This is a genomic window from Devosia sp. ZB163 (assembly GCF_028613635.1).
Taxonomy (GTDB): Bacteria; Pseudomonadota; Alphaproteobacteria; order Rhizobiales; family Devosiaceae; genus Devosia_A.
On sequence record NZ_JAQRMY010000001.1, the window covers coordinates 885235 to 901128 of the forward strand.

At 65.5% G+C, this 15894-nt stretch carries 20 protein-coding genes; 6 read left to right on the top strand and 14 right to left on the bottom strand.

The window, feature by feature from the left end:
* A complete protein-coding gene (locus tag PRN20_RS04595; protein WP_273955883.1) occupies positions 1-1206 on the top strand; it encodes a hypothetical protein in 1206 nt (401 codons plus the stop codon).
* A gap of 3 nt (positions 1207-1209) precedes the next feature.
* Here PRN20_RS04595 and sctU read toward each other — a convergent pair whose 3' ends face one another.
* The 14 genes from sctU to PRN20_RS04665 form a co-directional block, all read right to left on the bottom strand.
* Positions 1210-2328 (bottom strand): type III secretion system export apparatus subunit SctU, encoded by a 1119-nt coding sequence (gene sctU, locus PRN20_RS04600; RefSeq protein WP_273955884.1) that lies wholly within the window; start codon positions 2326-2328, stop codon positions 1210-1212.
* Positions 2329-3192, bottom strand: coding sequence for a type III secretion system export apparatus subunit SctT (gene sctT / locus PRN20_RS04605; RefSeq protein WP_273955885.1), 864 nt, complete (start codon positions 3190-3192; stop codon positions 2329-2331).
* A complete protein-coding gene (sctS, locus tag PRN20_RS04610; RefSeq protein ID WP_273955886.1) occupies positions 3189-3455 on the bottom strand; it encodes a type III secretion system export apparatus subunit SctS in 267 nt (88 codons plus the stop codon). Before sctS ends, sctT begins: the two co-directional genes overlap by 4 nt.
* A 12-nt stretch (positions 3456-3467) precedes the next feature.
* Entirely contained in the window at positions 3468-4109 is a 642-nt protein-coding gene (sctR, locus tag PRN20_RS04615; protein ID WP_273955887.1) for a type III secretion system export apparatus subunit SctR, read from the bottom strand.
* Between the two features lie 21 nt (positions 4110-4130).
* On the bottom strand, positions 4131-5189 hold the full coding sequence (locus PRN20_RS04620) for a FliM/FliN family flagellar motor switch protein (RefSeq protein ID WP_273955888.1): 1059 nt from the start codon (positions 5187-5189) through the stop codon (positions 4131-4133).
* Complete coding sequence (locus PRN20_RS04625; RefSeq protein WP_273955889.1) at positions 5186-5866, bottom strand: hypothetical protein; 681 nt, start codon at positions 5864-5866, stop codon at positions 5186-5188. Before PRN20_RS04625 ends, PRN20_RS04620 begins: the two co-directional genes overlap by 4 nt.
* Entirely contained in the window at positions 5866-6345 is a 480-nt protein-coding gene (gene sctO, locus PRN20_RS04630) for a type III secretion system stalk subunit SctO (RefSeq protein WP_273955890.1), read from the bottom strand. Before sctO ends, PRN20_RS04625 begins: the two co-directional genes overlap by 1 nt.
* On the bottom strand, positions 6342-7745 hold the full coding sequence (gene sctN, locus PRN20_RS04635) for a type III secretion system ATPase SctN (RefSeq protein ID WP_273955891.1): 1404 nt from the start codon (positions 7743-7745) through the stop codon (positions 6342-6344). The genes sctO and sctN overlap by 4 nt, the downstream gene beginning before the upstream one ends.
* Complete coding sequence (locus PRN20_RS04640; protein ID WP_273955892.1) at positions 7742-8392, bottom strand: FliH/SctL family protein; 651 nt, start codon at positions 8390-8392, stop codon at positions 7742-7744. Before PRN20_RS04640 ends, sctN begins: the two co-directional genes overlap by 4 nt.
* Positions 8371-9093 carry a hypothetical protein gene (locus tag PRN20_RS04645; RefSeq protein WP_273955893.1) on the bottom strand — a complete coding sequence of 241 codons (723 nt, stop codon included), beginning with the start codon at positions 9091-9093 and terminating at the stop codon, positions 8371-8373. Before PRN20_RS04645 ends, PRN20_RS04640 begins: the two co-directional genes overlap by 22 nt.
* Before the next feature lie 22 nt (positions 9094-9115).
* Positions 9116-9967, bottom strand: coding sequence for a type III secretion system inner membrane ring lipoprotein SctJ (gene sctJ / locus PRN20_RS04650; RefSeq protein WP_273955894.1), 852 nt, complete (start codon positions 9965-9967; stop codon positions 9116-9118).
* Complete coding sequence (gene sctI / locus PRN20_RS04655) at positions 9964-10443, bottom strand: type III secretion system inner rod subunit SctI (RefSeq protein WP_273955895.1); 480 nt, start codon at positions 10441-10443, stop codon at positions 9964-9966. Before sctI ends, sctJ begins: the two co-directional genes overlap by 4 nt.
* Before the next feature lie 108 nt (positions 10444-10551).
* On the bottom strand, positions 10552-10920 hold the full coding sequence (locus PRN20_RS04660) for a tetratricopeptide repeat protein (protein WP_273955896.1): 369 nt from the start codon (positions 10918-10920) through the stop codon (positions 10552-10554).
* Positions 10921-10983: 63 nt separating this feature from the next.
* On the bottom strand, positions 10984-11589 hold the full coding sequence (locus tag PRN20_RS04665) for a hypothetical protein (RefSeq protein WP_273955897.1): 606 nt from the start codon (positions 11587-11589) through the stop codon (positions 10984-10986).
* Positions 11590-11759: 170 nt separating this feature from the next.
* On the opposite strand from PRN20_RS04665, the gene PRN20_RS04670 reads away from it, so the two are divergent.
* From PRN20_RS04670 to PRN20_RS04690, 5 genes are all read left to right on the top strand, one after another.
* The gene (locus PRN20_RS04670) at positions 11760-12077 is read left to right on the top strand and encodes a hypothetical protein (protein ID WP_273955898.1); all 318 of its coding nucleotides are present in this window, start codon (positions 11760-11762) and stop codon (positions 12075-12077) included.
* Positions 12078-12094: 17 nt separating this feature from the next.
* Positions 12095-14416, top strand: a complete 2322-nt coding sequence (locus PRN20_RS04675; protein ID WP_273955899.1) for a hypothetical protein — start codon at positions 12095-12097, stop codon at positions 14414-14416.
* A gap of 9 nt (positions 14417-14425) precedes the next feature.
* Entirely contained in the window at positions 14426-14812 is a 387-nt protein-coding gene (locus PRN20_RS04680) for a hypothetical protein (RefSeq protein WP_273955901.1), read from the top strand.
* Entirely contained in the window at positions 14809-15228 is a 420-nt protein-coding gene (locus tag PRN20_RS04685) for a hypothetical protein (protein WP_273955902.1), read from the top strand. The genes PRN20_RS04680 and PRN20_RS04685 overlap by 4 nt, the downstream gene beginning before the upstream one ends.
* Before the next feature lie 88 nt (positions 15229-15316).
* On the top strand, positions 15317-15883 hold the full coding sequence (locus tag PRN20_RS04690; RefSeq protein WP_273955903.1) for a tetratricopeptide repeat protein: 567 nt from the start codon (positions 15317-15319) through the stop codon (positions 15881-15883).
* Positions 15884-15894 lie beyond the last annotated feature (11 nt).

Consider the following 15894-nt stretch of genomic DNA (forward strand, 5'->3'; position numbering starts at 1 on the left):
ATGAGCGACATCGGGAAGGCCGGGGGCCATCAGAACCCCCGCAGACTATCCAATGACGACCAGAGCGTCAGTAGCTCCGGCAACCCCAGTAGTTCCAGCAAGGTCAGTAGCTCCGGCAACAGAAGTGGCCGACTAGAGGCTCACCCGGTCGGGCAGTCGTCGCCCGCGCAGGTGCCGGCCGCAAAGACGGGCATCGGGGAAGAGATCTCCAAGGCCACGAGCCGGCTAAAGGAGACCGTGAGCGGATGGCTCGGCAAGGTGACATCACCAGCTCGGCAGGCTTCGGAGCCGCCCGACGCGCCGCAGATCAGGTCGACCCATCCGACGCAGGCACCGCCCCCGTCTCCACCTCTCCAGACCGACTCCGAAACGCTCTCCAACGCTATCGCGCCGGACACGAGGGCTCGGGGGAAGCCACGCCAGCTTATCGAGGAAATTCTCCCCGACGTGACGGCATCCGCGCCGCAGCAAACCCCTGACCTCAAGACTGTCTATGACACCGTGCTCGAGGAGACGAAGAGCTTCAACATGGGGAACTTCCTGCGCGACAAGAACGCTTCCTCGCCGGTCATCCAGACCACGCTTGGAGCGTTCGGAGCGAACTTCGCCCAATCCACCTACGAGGGCTTGGCGGGAGGCCAGTTTGTCGCCCTCACGAATGCTGCCTATGACCCCAAGCGCACCAAGTTCGATCTCGAAGCGCTCAACCGGGTGGGTCATGACAGGGTCGTCGACCAGAGCATCACCACTCTCCAGGATGCGTGGAGGCGCCTTGTCGGCAGCGACCCGGTTACCATCGCAGCGGCTGCCGCCGCTTTGCCTCAGCAAGCAAAGGACCTGTTGGCGACCGCATTCAAGGCGATCGACGCCAGCCAACTGTCCCAGGCAGACAAAGAAATAGCCAAGAAACGCATCTGTTCGGATGTGCTTCTGCGCCGCGTCATAAACCATGTCCGCGACCTAGATGGCGGGACTACGCGTGACAAGACGAGCATGGGCGAACTGTCGAACCTGATGATGTTTATCGCAGGGGGGTCCAGTGACATGACGGTCATGACCCTCCGCTTCGATTCCGATGTCGTGAAGCGGCTGACGACCAAGAATGCCGTCGATGGGCGGAGCGAGATGGACATCATGCGCAGCAACATGTTCAGCATGTTCAGCTTGGCCGCCCTACAAGGCACGCCCTATGCGCCCAGCAAATAGGCCCTAGCGCGTCCCCTTGTGGTCGCCCGCCGCCATGTCGATGACGCCGTGGTCGAGCCGGCCCTTGTAGAGCAGGTGCCGGTTCTTCTGCACCCATGCGAGCACCTCGGCTACCGCGTCGAACAGCGCGTCGGGGATCGGTTCGTAGAGCTCGGCATCGGCATAGAGCGCGCGCGCCAGCGGCACGTTGTGGAAGATCGGTACGCCCGCTTCCTCGGCCTCTCCGCGCAGGTAATGCGCATGGAGGTTCCTGCCCTTGGCGGTGACGATCGGCAGCGGCATGCGATCGGGTGAATACTCGATCACCACGGCGAAGTGCGTCGGGTTGACGACGACGGCCGTGCCCTTGCGCGCCGCGACCCCGCCGTCGCCCATCGCGAATTCCTGCGCGAGCTGCCGGCGCTTGCCCTTGATGTGCGGGTCGCCTTCGCTCTCCTTGTACTCGCGCTTCACCTCGTCCTTGGTCATCATCAGGCTCTTGGTGTGCGTGTGGCGCTGATAGACGAAGTCGATCAGGCCCACGACAATGAAGGCGAGCCCCGAATAGACCAGCGTGAGGCCGAGCGCCGATACGGTGATGCTCCCCATGCAGACCAACCCGCATTCGAGCGAGTTGGAATAGGGCGCGATCGAATCGCGGATGACGAAATAGAGCAGGGCCGTCAGGACCAGGATCTTGGCGATCGTCTTCAGCAGTTCGACGAGGCTCTTCATCGAGAAGATGCGCTTGAAGCCCGAGGCCGGGCTGATGCGCTCGCCCTTCGGCGTGATCGAATCGAAGCTGAACAGCGCGCCGATCTGGAAGTAGTTCGCGGCGACGCCGGTCAGCACCGCGACGCCCAGTATGGGCAGCATGACCCAGCTGATCTCGATGCCGACCACGGTGACCGCGTTCAGCACATTGGTCTTGAAATCGACCCCGGCGAGGGTCGTCATCTGGTCGAACATGCCCACGAACCGCGCGTTGGTCGCGTCCCAGGTTGCCCAGATATAGGCGATGACCGAGAACAGCGAGATGGTCATCACCGCGTCCTGGCTCTTGGCAACCTGCCCCTTCTCGCGCGCGTCGCGCTCCTTCTTGGGGGTCGGAAGTTCGGTCTTTTCGCCTGAACTCCCCGCCATCTACCTGCGCTCCGGCAAGGTATCGACGATCACGTCGGTCACGACCCCCGAAAGGAACCGCATGATCTCGTAGAAGCGCTGCATGAACGGATCGAACAGCCCGAGCTGATCGGCCGCGTAGGGGAGCAGGCGCGAGAAGAAGAAGACAAGGATCAGGATCGCGAGCACGCTCTTGATCGGCATGGCGAGGATGAACACCTGCACCTGCGGCGCGAAGCGGCTCACCATCGCGAGGGCAAATTCGGCGAGGAACATGATGCCCACGATCGGCGCCGCGATGATGACGACGATGCGCATCGCGGTGTCGGCGACATTGAGGACGAGGGCAGGGAACTGGTCGGTGAAAACCGGCATGCCGAGTGTCGCCGGCCACAGGTTGTACGATTGGTAGATCAGCCCGAGGATCGGCAGCGCTGCGCCCGAGACGAAGACATAGGTCAGGAACGCCTGGCTGAACAGGATGCCCAGCGGCGAGGTTTCGTGGCCCTGGAGCGGATCGATCGAGGCGGCGATGGCCGCGCCGCGCTGGTTGTCGATCAGCGCGCCCGCCGACTGCACCGCCCAGAAGATCCAGCCTACGACATAGCCGAGCACGAACCCGATGGCGTACTCCTTGACGAAGTAGATGGCGAAGCTGGTGATGGTGCGGTCGAACGCATCGACATGAACGAGATTGATCGGAACGGCGATAATCGCGAGGACGAGGATCGCAGCGACGCGCGCCAGACGTGGAACGGCGCTCGAGGCCAGAAGCTGCGACGTGGACAGGAACGCATAGAGCCGCGGCAGCGTGAGCAGCAGGGCGATGATCTCGCGATCGAAGAAGCCGAAATAGAGGCTGATCACCCCCCTCAGGTCGTTCATGTCATGCTCGGGAAGTCCGTGAACAGCTTGTTGGTGAAGTTCACCATCTCGGAGCCGAGCATGCCCGCCATCAGGGCAATCGTGACCGCGACGGCGATGAGCTTGATGGCAAACGAGACCGTCTGTTCCTGAACCTGCGTCAGGGCCTGCAGCAGGCTGATGACGATGCCCACCACCGAGGCGACGATGATCGGCGGCAGCGAGAGCACCAGGACGAGCAGCATGGATTCGGTGAGCTGCTGCAGCGCGACATCGGGCGACATGAGTGCGGCTCCTTAAACGTAGGTCGTGATCAGGCCCAGTATGAGCCGTGACCAGCCATCGATCATGACGAAGAGAAACAGCTTGAACGGAAGCGAGATGGTCAGCGGGCTGACCATCATCATGCCCATGGCGAGCAGGATGTTCGAGACGATGAGGTCGATGGCGATGAAGGGCAGGTAGAGCAGGAAGCCGATCTCGAACGCTTCGCGCAGCTGGGACACCGTGAAGGCCGGGAGCACCACGACGATGTGGTTGGCATCGATGCCCGCCGACATCTCTGCAGGCCACAACGTCTTCGCCGCCTGGAGGAAGAACGCCTTCTCGCGCTCCGCCGCATGGCGGTTGAGGAACTCGCTGAGCGGACCGTGCCCCGCCTGATAGGCGGCGGTCAGTCCGTCCATGGTGTCGTACTGGTAATTGCCGGCGGAAAGGATGTTGTAGGTCTCCACCACCACCGGCGCCATGATGTAGCCGGAGAGGATGATGGCGAGCGCATTGAGCGCCATGTTCGGCGGAATGTTCTGCACGCCGATGGCGTTGCGCACGAGCAGCAGCACCACCGACAGCTTGATGAAGCTGGTCGCGACCACGGCAAGGAACGGAAAGAGCGCGGCCGCAGCCACGATGAAGATGAGATTGAGCGGATCGACCATCGCTGCCCCGGTGACCCAGCTCTACGAGCGTACGAGGAGGCGGGTGATGCGGACCGCCAGGCGGTCGTCAATCCGCACCAGGTCGCCCTGACCGATCACGTCGCCATCGGCTCGGATCGTCACCTCGAGGCCGTCGCCAATGGCGGGCACGTCGATGGGGACGACGGACCCGGCCTGCCATTGCGACAGCGTGCTCACCGGCACCGAAAGGCGCGCGATGTCGAAATCGAGTGCAATCCTGAGGCCCGAAACGGAAACCGCCTCGGGCTTGCTTTCCGGCCCTCCAGCCGGATCGTTCGTGTCGTCCATAAGTGCCCCCTGAGGCCCGGCGATCAGGGCCGGGTGGCCGCCGAGACAGGCCCAGCCGTCGTCTGTTTGCGAGAATTCATACGTCACCGTGTCGACCCGCACGGCCAACTGTCCGGCCGGGCGTTGCGGCAGAACCACCACTGCGCCGGGCTCGAGCTTCCGGAACTCGTCGTAGCCCAACGCCACGCGTCCGAGCGTAGGATAGGCCGACAGGGCAACCCGTTCGGCCAGCGGCCCGTTCGCCGGAGCGTAGCTCGTGAGGCTGCCGCCGAGCAGCCGCAGCAGCGCCGTGCGGTCGCACCCGACATCGATGGCGACGCTGCTGCCGTCGGGACGCTGGAGCGCCACATCGAACCACTGCACATGGCTCGCGGCGTGATCGGGGAACGCCGGGGCCAGCGCTTGCGCGCCGATGCTCACCGCGTCACGGGCCTGCTGCGGAAACGCGCCGAGAATGGAGGCAAACATGCCGTCGAGCATCGCCTGCCGCAGGCCTTCGGGCAGCGCTGCGACGTCGGCGGCCTCGAGGCCGATATTGAACATCTGGCGGAAGGGAAAGTCCCGCACATGCACATAGGCGGTCCCGCCGCCGGTCAGTTGAAGCGTCGCGAGCCAGGCATCGGCGGCAGGCGGCGAGGCCAGCGTGAAGCGCAGTGCAGCACCACCATCGCCCAGCGGCAGGCTCTCGCCGGCAAGGCCGACGAGCCCGTTCCACAGCTCAGTGTTGAACGCGCCACTGGCGATCCGCGGCAGGAGAACGGCTAGCGTCACGAGCGATCACCTGACGGATCGAGCAGTCGGGAAAACGCGGCAAGGCCCTGTGCCGGCGCTTCGCGCTGGGGTTCGGCCTCGAGAATGCGCACGATGCGTTTGGGAAAGCGGGCATGCAGCCGGTCGGCGAGGACCTGCGCGGCCTGCACGTACCCGTCGGCAACTTCGCCGGTCCGCGACAGGACGACGTCGATGCCTTTCGACGACAGCGTGATCGTCACGCCGCCGATACTGCCTCCGAGATCGCCGAAATCGAGCGTGAGGCTGACGTTGCCCGGCGAGGTTTCGATGCCGCGCGACGTCAGGACCTTTTCGATCCGCTCGATCATCGCATCGAGCTGCGGCGTATCCGCCACCGTCTCGGGGCGCGTGCTGGGAACGACGCCGGCTCCCGCGAGCGGAAGTCCGGCCACGGCAAGGAGGGACAATCCCTCTTCGCCCTGCGTGGCGTGCTCGCTCACGTCGCGCTCGCCGAGCGCGTGGTTGAGGCGCTGGGCGAAGGCCTGTTCGCGCTCGCCGAAAAAGTCCTGGCCGAGGCCGAACTCACCCGAGCGCATGCCGTCTCCGAGACCCGTGTCGTTCCGGCCGGCGCGGCGGTCGGCATGATCGGGCAGTCCGCGTCGCGTCTCGGCGGCCTGCGGATCTTCGATCAGCGAGGGGCGGGGCCTGACGTCCATCAACCGGCCCTCCGGCGCGGACGTGCGAAGAGATCCTCGACCTCGACTTCCTCGCGCCCTTCCGCAACGGCATTCGCCGCCTGCTGGAGGTTGTCGGTGATGAGCGTGAACTTGTCGCGCGCGCGTTGCGCCGCGAAGAAGGCGGCCGTAGCGGCCAGCAGTTCCTGCTCGAGCCGTGCTTCCACATGCAGCTCGCGCTCGAGTTCGTCCTTCAGCGCAGCATGGCTCTTTTCGAGTTGCACGACCCGGCCCCGCGTTTCGTCGACGGCGTCCTGTCCGATCTGGCGACCCATGATGTCGTCGTAGATGGCATCTTCGCGGGCGGCGTAGGTCCGCTGGCTTTCCGCAACGATCCGGGCCGCCTCCTCGCGCGCCAGGCGCGCCGCGTCGCGCTGCGCCCGCTTGGTCTGCATGGCCCGCTCTGCCTGCTCGAGCTTGAGGTCCTTGACGCGCAGCAGCGTCCGCATCTGCGCGATCATCTGGTCAGCCCCTGGAGCTTGCCGAGCGTGGCGTCGAACGTGTCGAATTCATCCGTGCGCTGCTGCAGGAACGCGTTGATTTCCTTGTACTTGGCGATGGCGAGATCGGCATCGGGGTCGCTGCCCTTCTTGTACTCGCCGACTTTGACCAGCAGCTCCACATCGGCATAGGTGGCGAGCCAGGAGTTCACCCGGCCGGCCATTGCGAGATGCTCGGGGGTCGTCACCGCGGTCATCACGCGGCTCTTGGAATTGAGGATGTCGATGGCCGGGTAGTGGTTGGCACTCGCGAGCTTGCGCGACAGGATGATGTGACCATCGAGAATGGAGCGGGTCTCGTCGGCGACGGGCTCGTTCATGTCGTCGCCTTCGACCAGCACCGTGTAGAGCGCGGTGATCGAGCCCTTGTCGTTCATGCCCACCCGCTCCATCAGCTTGGGCAGGTTGGCGAAGACCGAGGGCGGGAAACCGCGGCGGGTCGGGGGCTCGCCCGCTGCCAGCCCGATCTCGCGCAGGGCGCGGGCAAAGCGCGTGACCGAATCCATGAGGAACAGCACCCGCTTGCCCTGATCGCGGAAATACTCGGCGATCGCGGTGGCCGCGAAGGCAGCCTTGGCACGCTCCATCGAGCTCTTGTCGGAGGTCGCGCAGACGACGACGGCGCGCGCCATCCCCTCGGGCCCGAGGTCATGCTCGATGAACTCACGCACCTCGCGGCCGCGTTCGCCGATAAGCGCGAGCACGGTCACATCGACCGCCGCCCCCTTTACCAGCATCGAGAGGAGCGTCGACTTGCCGCCGCCCGCAGCAGCGAACACACCCATGCGCTGGCCTTCGCCACAGGTGAGGATGCCATCGATGGCGCGGACCCCGAGCGAGAGCGGCTGGTCGATGATGCGGCGCGTCATCGGCTCGGGCGGATCCTTGTAGATCGGGTAGAACGCCTCGGGCGTGAAAGGCGTGTCCAACCCGTCGATGAAGTTACCCATGCCATCGATGACCCGGCCCATCAGGTTGGAGCCGACGGGGATCTGCTGCACGCGGCCGGTGCGGCGCACTTCGGTCTGCGGGCTCACGCCCTGCGTTTCGCCGATGGGCGAGAGTAGGGCCTCCTCGTTGAGGAAGCCGACGCATTCGGCGAGGAGCTTGCTGCCGCTGGAGCGGTTGTAGAGTTCGACGATCTCGCCCACCTGCACATCGGGCACGGCGGCATGGATGATGGTGCCCACCACCTTGCGGACGCGCCCCGTCAGCACGAAGGGAGCAAAGCCCTCGATGCCCGCCTTGAGGCGTCCCGGCAGTCCCTCGATGCGCCCGCCGATCCGGCGGCGGCGTTCGGCGAGGAGGCCCTCGATGTCCGCCGCCGTCTCGCCCAGGTCCTGCGTGTCGGCTGCGTTCATTCCGGCGCTCCGCCCTGGGCAGAAGCGGCAGCTGAACGGATGGCATCCGCCACGATGTCCTCGAGCTCGTCGAGGTGGCGGCCGATATCGCCCTCGACCCGGCCGATCGAGGTTTCGACGATGACCTGTGGAGCAACCAGCGTCGGGTCTTCCACCACGTCCACCAGCTCGACCTCGGGGAACTCCTTCAGCAATCCACCGATGGACTCGCGCAGCTCGGCGTATTGCGCATGCGAGACACGCAGCTCGGCCTTCTTTTCGCGCCGCATCTGCTTGAGTGCGGCGCGCACGAGTATCTCCGCCTTCTCGCGGTCGCTGAAATCCTGCACCAGCCGGCGGACAGCGGTGACGACCACATCAGCGAGCCCGGCTTCGGCATCCGCGAGCTTGCGATCGAGCAGGTCGGTTTCCGCCAGCAGCATGCGCGCGGCCTCGAGCCTGGCGAGCGTGACGCCCTCCTCATAGCCGCGGCGCTTTTCATCTTCGTAGGCCTGCCGGGCCTCGGCAACGATCTGCCCGGCCGAGCGCTGCGCCTCGTCGACGAGCGCGGTGGCCGCCGCGATCGGTTCCACCGCTTCCTTGGGAAGCACATGCGCGCCGGCGGCGAGCGCGAAGCCGAGATCCTTCAGCCGATAGTAGCCAGCCATGACGGCCTCCTCCTGTCGATGAGCCGGAGGAGCCGGCCGATGTCGCCGGGTTTGGCCGATGGTGCCGCGGCCGGCCGGCGATCCGGCGGCAGCCGGCGGGCAATGAGGTCGCACAGCGCCGGTGCGACCGGCCCGATCAGGGCGAACAGCAATCCAAGGCCGGAGCCGATGAAATGGCGGCGCCCTGCGTCGGAGTCATCTTCGGCGAGTGCCGCGTGAAACTGCTGCGCGTCGCCAAGCGCAGCAAGGGAGGGGTAGAGGCCGCTCGCCTCCTGCGTGGCCAGCAGATAGGCATCGCTTCCAAGTCTGGCTCGGAGCGCGGCGCGCTCGAGCTTGCCGGTGGCGGCGAGGATATCGCGGTGAAACACCGCGCCGGCACAGAGCAATGCGAGGTCGAAGACCTCATCGACCGGGGCGCTCAGCATGGCGATCGCAAGGCGACCCTCGGGGGCACTGGCGATCCGGGTGAAGTCCTCGCGCGAAAGCGTGGCGAGGCCCGCCGACACATGTCCCGCAATGGCCCGGCGCACCGGGCGGCGAAATGCGGGGTCGGCGGCAATCGCTTCCATCTCGGTTGGCGAGAGGTTCCCCAGACTCCAGTTGTCGCGGTCAAAGGTCGCGAACGGGTCGGACAGCGCCGCCGCGAGCCTGCTGAGCGTGCCTAGGACCGGATATGCCGAAGATGAGATAGCCGCGTCCAATTACTGCCCCCAAACGATGCGATCAGGACGGCTCGAGCGCCGTTCCCTCGGCGTTTGCACCCAGCTGACTGCCCGCTGTTCTCGGCCGCCGCCGCCTGAACAGCAGGACCGCCGCCGCGATCACGAGGGCGAGCAGCCCCACGATTGCGCCGCCCGCGACGTAGACGATGGTCCAGAACATCGGCAGGTTGGCCTCCCGCACGCCCAGCCCCTGGATGACGTCGACCACGCGCTCCTCATTGGCGACCGGCGCGATCTCGGTCGGCGATGCCTCGGTGAGCACAACCGTGACCGCATTGTAGAGCAGCCCCTCGATCGAGCTCGAGACGAGCCGCCTGATCTGCGGGACCAGGAACTCGAGATCGACATTGGCCTCGTGCTTGATGAACACCGCCGCAGAGGACGGCACTACCGGCTTGCCGAGCTGCGGCTCCTCGGGCAGCACCACATGCACGCGCGCCGTGACCACGCCGTCGATTTCGGACAGGGTCTGCGCGACTTCCTCGCCAAGCGCATAGATGTAGCGGACGCGCTCCTCGAAGGGCGAGGAGATGATGCCCGATTTCTGGAACACGGTTCCGATGGAGTCGCGCGTGCTCTTGGGAAATCCCTTGGCCGTGAGCACGGCGATGGACCGCACCATGTCGCTCTGCTCGACCCGGACCTGGAACCCTTCGCCGACCTGGGCCTTCTCGGCCACGATGCTGGAGGACATCAGCACCGCCAGCATCTGGTTGGCTTCCACCTCGCTCAGGTTGGAGTAGAGGTCCACCTTGCAGGCGGCGAGCACGAGGCACGCCAACACAGCCCCGAGCTTCAGGGCACGCGTCGCGTGGCCGGCGAAATGATCGAGCAGATGCGCCACTACCCTCACTGGCCTTTCATCAGGGTATCGAGCGCCTGCGTCGTCTTGCCGGTGAGCTTGGAGCTGATGTCGACCAGCAGAGTGAAGTTGGCCACCTCCATCTGCATGGCCATCATCGTTCCCGCATTGACCGTCTCTTTGCTCATCAGTTCTGCGATACGCGCTTCGCGCACGTCGAACACGCCGCGCAGCTGCTGCATGCCATCGAGGATCATGTCGCCGGCGCTTGGCGCCGACTCCGTCGGGACGCCATCGAGACCGAGGCCCTGTCGCGCCCGCTCCGTAGCCCCCGCATCGGTTGCGGTGGCGGGCGGCGTCACGGACGGAACCGGCCCGGCCTGGGCAACATCGATCCGAGCCGCCTCGTTGGTCTGGCGGGCAAGAGCCTGTTCGAACGCATCGATCCGGGCGACCGGAACGGGCGCTTCGACGCTGGTGGTGACTAAGGGCAAACCATTGGCAGGCAATACGACGGGCGCAACCATTCTCTGTATTCCCCCAGAACTGGCGACCTAGCTAACGTCTATTACTATCTTGGCTGTTATGGAAAGGCATTTGACGCGTGGCCGGATGCAATAATCCGGGCCAGTCCGTCAGTCGGGCAATCCCTGGAGTGCTGCAGTTGCTAGCTCGACGAAGGCGCCGTCGGAAGACGTCCGCAGCACGCGCTGCAGGATAGCCTGCGCTTCCGCCTTGTCGCCCCGCCGCGCCAGCGCGAGCCCCAGATAGCTGAGGGTGGCATCGCTGGGCGGCAACGCCCGCAATATCGCAATGGCGCCATCGAGTTCGCCGCGCGCCATGTGAACCAGCGCACGCCCGAGCGGCCCGGCCTCCTGACCGGGACGGGCAGCGGCAATGCCTTTGAAAATGGCGTCGGCCTGTCCGTCGAGGCCGGCCGAGAGGGCAATGAAGCCGATCTCGGTCAACAGCCGCGTATCCTCGGTTTCTAGTAGATCGTCCAAACTACCACCCCGACATCGAACCAAAACAATAGTGTGGCGCCGCCGCTCCGGCAACGCCCGCCGTCAGCCCAGATGCATCAGCAGCAATGCACGCTGGGCAAGCTGCAGTTCCGGCCTGAACTCCGGCCGGCGCCGCGCGATGCGGGATGCGGACGCAAGCCAGGCCTGTGCGGCCGACCGATTGCCCTGGGCAAGTTCGACAATGCCCGCGAGGCTGCAGGCGCGTGGATGCCTTTCCTCGGAATCGATATTGGCGGCAACGAGGGCTGCGGCGAGGTCCATCCGCGCCGCGCGCGTCGCAAGTACCGCAAGCGCGAGGAGCCCGGCGGCAGCGCCTCCCGGCATACCCGCGAGAACGCAGAGCACACCGGTTGCGTCGGCAGTGTCCCCGTCGCCATCGAGACGCAGCGCAAGCCCGTAGAGGCCGTTCTCGTCCGCACTGGCAGCACCGACGATGGCGGAAATTCTGTCGATGGCTTCGGTCTCGTCGCCCAGCATGGCCAGTGCGGCCCTCGCCGCGGCATCATGCTTCGCGTCATGGCGCAGCGCGGCCAGGCTCGATGCCACATCTTCGCGGGTCGCGCGGTCGACACTGACGGACGGCGGGACGGCGGGGAGGGCTGCAGAGACTTCGGCGCGCGGCCCATCTGCCGCGGAAACTGGCTTCATCGTGAACTCTTGGGATGATTCCCATGCGGAGCGAAAGCTGCAACCGCACCTCAATCTAGCGCGGCCTCGATCCGGCCCTGTGCCGTATGACACACCGGGCCGACTTGACCTCTCCTAAGAGTCAGCCTGCGGGCATGGGTGTTCGACCTTGCCTCGCGATGGGCAATTGCATGAGCGACGCAGAAAGAGCAACCGGCATCGGACCTGCGGACATCCCCCGTTCCCCCGGAACGGATGAGGCCGAGGCCGTGTTCGCGGCGATGCAGGCAAGGCTCGACGAGATCATGAAGCTGCCGATTGTCCGCGACGATGCCGTTGCGCGCGGGCTGCTCGACGACATGGCGCGCGCCGGTGCCATGGACGACATCGTGGTCCTGCTGGACCAGCTCGATGCGCGGGTCACGCTGCTGCTCAGGCGGAAGGGCGCACCGGCGCCATCTGCCGCCGATCGCCGCGAACGCGCGTCACGCACTTTGCTGAGACTCTAGGGGGCAGGGAACAGACGATGGCGATCACGAGCTACTGGAGCACGGCCCCCAGCCTCAGCACGACGTCGACGATACGGCCGGGAGAACCCGGCCCGACGCCGCCGGCAACGGAGGATCTTGCCCTCACGAAGTTCATGAACTGGTCGCTGGCCGACCAGATCGCCTACATCAAGGCCAAGGGAACCGGGGGCAGCCCAACCACGGCCTACAGCGTCAACATCGGTCCCACCGCCACCGCGATCTCGGTGACCTATACCCACCCGGCGGGGCCGCTGGTGTTCTCGGATCCCACCCAGCTCCCCGATCCCGCACTTGTCAGCCCCAACGACTTCCTGGTCTGGACGCGGGAAAGCCAGATTGCCTACATCCAGAGCAAGGGCGGGGGGCCCGTCTATCTGGGGGCCGTCGCCCCCAACGGCACCAAGGCCGAGATCGTGCCCAACGGCGCCCTGCAGCTGCGGGTGGGGACGAGCACAGGCGAGGCCTTCTCCGTTTCGGACGCCGGGCGCGCGGCGCTGCAAAGCGAGAAGGACAAGCCGCCCGCGTCCCTCGATCCCAAGATATTCCTCGCCTGGCGGCCGGAGGATCGGCAGGCCTACGTCACCAGTTGGGGCACCGGCGATCCCAAATCAGTTACTGTTGGCCCAGGAACGCCGAAGATCTACGCCGAGGCGATGAGCAATGTCTCGGTAGGCGCCGGCGTCATCCAGCGCACGTCCGGCGACTATGAGCCAAAGCCCTATCACCACCTTTCGGGGAGCGCCGGCGGCACCCCTTCCCCCGTCATTACGACCAGTGCCGAATGGCTGTTCCCCTCGCTCGACGGCGATGAGTTCAAGCTGCCGGTCGCGGAACGGCCGGCCGAATTCTACACCGCCCCTTCGGCGCTTCCCGGGCCGTCCGCGTTCACCGACGATGCCACCATCCCGCCCGGCCTCACCAAGGAGCAGAAGTCCGACGCGGCGAAGAAGGCCTTCATCTCGAGCTTCATGGGTTGGCATTCGGCCTATCAGCTCGAGTACATCAAGACCCATGGCACCGGCGACCCCAAGGTCCTCAGTATCTTCGGCAGTGTCCCCGCAGGTGTGTCGCTGCTCACGGCGGTAGTGTCGCCCAGCGATCCGACCAAGCATTTCATCGTCCAGTCGCTCGACAAGGCCGCCATCGCCCGCATGACAATGGCCGAGCAGGCAGCCGTCGTGGGGACTGCCGCCTTTGCCGCGGTGGCGGCGAGCCTGGGACTGGCTACGGTGGGCGCCGCGAGCCTCAAAGCGTACGGAGCGAACCTTAATGGGGGCGCCCATACCCCCACTTATTCGGCCGGCACGGCTGTTAGCCCGGTTGACTATATCTACGAGCTGAAGAGCGCCATCGCCAACACCAGGGCGCCCAACAAGGGCAACGACTACCTGCCTGTGCCCGCCCAGGATACGTTCATCGACCAGCTCGTGATCCTCGAGCGGCAGATAATGAACTCCGCCATCGTGTCCCCGGCCGATATCAAGAAGAAGGTTGACGAGCTGCGCGAGCGCTTCAACCGGCTGTTCGCCTTCTACAACGTCAAGGAGGAGACCCCGCGGGGCGAGGTGATGGGGAACCCTGCCAACACGACGGTCACAGTCTACACCGACGTCATCAGCCAGAAGGGCGACCTGACCGGGATCAACCGCGGCTATGCGGTCTTCCTCGCGCAGGAAGAGCGCATCGCCGAACTCGCCAAGGCGCGCGAGAAACTCGTTGCGGACAATGGTATCTTCAACGGCAAGAACCTCGACGTTCCCTATCTCGTCTACAAGTTCCAGAGCCTCTACAATCTCTCGCTTGAGGCGGAGGTCGTCGCCGAGACCGAACAGGTCAACCAGCAGAACGACCTGCTCAAGACCTATGCGGCCATCCAGGATATCATCAACCAGACCCTGGCCCGCTTCACCAAGGCGGACGCGACCACGGGCGGGGTGCTCGGCAAGTCGGTAGACGAGACGCCCAGCCTCACCGTAGATGAGATGATGCTTCTGTCCATGTTCGAGAACAATCTGGGGACCGGCCAGAAGCATCCACTGGAAGTGCTGAAGTCGATCAGCAGGCCGCTCGCCAGTTTTTTCAAGCACGTCCCCGGCAACGACCAGAACTACGACGTGGAGCAATACACCCACACCCAGTGGACCGCCTACGGCACGCGCCTTTCCGAGACGGTGACGATCATCAACCAGAACAGCCAGATACAGATGAACGACATCAACTCGCTGGACAAGGAGCGCAACCGCCACTTCGAACTCGCCAACAATGCGCTCTCGAAGATGGCGGACATCATCGCCAACATCTCGCGCGCCGGCGGCTGAGGCTGAGCGATGGTCGACCGGATCAGGAACCTCGATGTCGGGCTCGAGCGCATCACCCAGTGGGATGTCGGCGACGAGTTCCATCTGCCTGTCGAAGGCAAGGCCGCACCGGCCTTCCTGCCGCAGTATCGGCCGCTCGACGAGGTGCTGCGCCGGCCCTCGCTCGACGAGCGCCTGCCCGACCTGCTGCAGCCGGCCGATCTCGATCCCGGCCTGCTCGACGCCGCGGCGCTCACCGCGACGCGGCAGGACCTGGTGACCCTGTTCAGCCGCAGCGCGCGTGACGCGCGCGGCGCGGCGGCCGAAACGTTCGAGCGGGCGGCGCGGCTGCTCGAGGCCGATGTCGGGCTCGATGCTGAAGTGCGCACCGCGCTTGCCGCATTGCTGCGCGGATGAGCACGCAATCCATCCTTCCTGTCGGGCCGAAACCGTCGCGCGCGCTGAATCGCCGGCAGCGCGACTTTCTGCTGCTCAACATCTTCGTGCTCGCGCGCCACGGCTATGTGGATCGCGCCCGCGTACTCGCCGATGCGATGTTCGAGACGGGCGACGAGAGCGTCGAAGTGATCCTCGCGCGCGCCGTGCTCCGCTTTGCCGATGGGCAGTGGGCCGAGACGCTCGACGAGCTGGATCGGCTCGACCGCATCGCCCCGATGGAGCGCTTCGGCAGCTACAGGCTGACCGACCGGCAGCGGATGCGCCGCTACCTCAAGACGCGAAGCCTCTTTGAGCTCGGCGACAAGGCGCGCGCCCGCGATGCGATCGACGCCTATATGCGGCACGGCGAAGCCGGCCTCGAAGAGCCGGAATAGTCGCCAAGTGGTGCGGCCTGTCATCTACGACACAGCGCGCTGATCGGACCGCGCTAGTGTTGCTCCAGTACAGGCGGGAGCAAACGGCATGTCCATCCTCGACGGTCCATTCTCGAACAAAGACACGCTGCGGGACGCGACGGTATTCGCAAACGACGTGATCGCGCGCACGCTTCCACATCTCGACGAGAAAACCCGCGATCTGATGGAAGCGACCAAGGACGGTCGCAGCCTCGGCGACGTGCTCGGCATCACCAAGGAGCAGAAGGTGGCGCTGCTCGATCTCGGCTGCCGCCTCCTCCAGGTCGGGGAAACCGACAAGGCCGTCGATGTGCTGATGCGCCTCAACCAGCTCGATCCGCTCGAGGAACGCGCACTCTATGCGCTGGGCGTCGCCTGCCAGACGCGCGGCGAGCTGGAAAAGGCGGCGCAGATGTACCTGCAGTTCCTCGCGCTCGATGCCACCAATCCGATGGGCTACCTGCGGCTCGGCGAATGCCTGCTGGCCGCAAAGGAATTCTCGGAGGCGCAGGCCGCCCTCCTCACCGCCAAGGAATTTGCCCAGGAGGGTAAGGGCCAGCCGGGCAATCTCGAGGAGGCGGTCAGGTTGCTCGCCATTCCCGAAGTTGCTTCGGCCGCCCCCGCCGTCAACTAAGCCATCTCAGC

Excerpts from the sequence above, each read along its gene's own strand:
- PRN20_RS04690 (WP_273955903.1), top strand. The coding sequence starts at position 15,317 with ATGTCCATCCTCGACGGTCCATTCTCGAACAAAGACACGCTGCGGGAC.
- sctR (WP_273955887.1), bottom strand. The coding sequence starts at position 4,109 with ATGGTCGATCCGCTCAATCTCATCTTCATCGTGGCTGCGGCCGCGCTC.
- sctN (WP_273955891.1), bottom strand. The coding sequence starts at position 7,745 with ATGAACGCAGCCGACACGCAGGACCTGGGCGAGACGGCGGCGGACATC.
- sctO (WP_273955890.1), bottom strand. The coding sequence starts at position 6,345 with ATGATCGCGCAGATGCGGACGCTGCTGCGCGTCAAGGACCTCAAGCTC.
- PRN20_RS04665 (WP_273955897.1), bottom strand. The coding sequence starts at position 11,589 with ATGAAGCCAGTTTCCGCGGCAGATGGGCCGCGCGCCGAAGTCTCTGCA.
- PRN20_RS04595 (WP_273955883.1), top strand. The coding sequence starts at position 1 with ATGAGCGACATCGGGAAGGCCGGGGGCCATCAGAACCCCCGCAGACTA.
- PRN20_RS04685 (WP_273955902.1), top strand. The coding sequence starts at position 14,809 with ATGAGCACGCAATCCATCCTTCCTGTCGGGCCGAAACCGTCGCGCGCG.
- PRN20_RS04680 (WP_273955901.1), top strand. The coding sequence starts at position 14,426 with ATGGTCGACCGGATCAGGAACCTCGATGTCGGGCTCGAGCGCATCACC.
- PRN20_RS04670 (WP_273955898.1), top strand. The coding sequence starts at position 11,760 with ATGAGCGACGCAGAAAGAGCAACCGGCATCGGACCTGCGGACATCCCC.
- sctU (WP_273955884.1), bottom strand. The coding sequence starts at position 2,328 with ATGGCGGGGAGTTCAGGCGAAAAGACCGAACTTCCGACCCCCAAGAAG.
- PRN20_RS04625 (WP_273955889.1), bottom strand. The coding sequence starts at position 5,866 with ATGGACGTCAGGCCCCGCCCCTCGCTGATCGAAGATCCGCAGGCCGCC.
- PRN20_RS04640 (WP_273955892.1), bottom strand. The coding sequence starts at position 8,392 with ATGGCTGGCTACTATCGGCTGAAGGATCTCGGCTTCGCGCTCGCCGCC.
- sctI (WP_273955895.1), bottom strand. The coding sequence starts at position 10,443 with ATGGTTGCGCCCGTCGTATTGCCTGCCAATGGTTTGCCCTTAGTCACC.
- sctS (WP_273955886.1), bottom strand. The coding sequence starts at position 3,455 with ATGTCGCCCGATGTCGCGCTGCAGCAGCTCACCGAATCCATGCTGCTC.
- sctT (WP_273955885.1), bottom strand. The coding sequence starts at position 3,192 with ATGAACGACCTGAGGGGGGTGATCAGCCTCTATTTCGGCTTCTTCGAT.
- PRN20_RS04675 (WP_273955899.1), top strand. The coding sequence starts at position 12,095 with ATGGCGATCACGAGCTACTGGAGCACGGCCCCCAGCCTCAGCACGACG.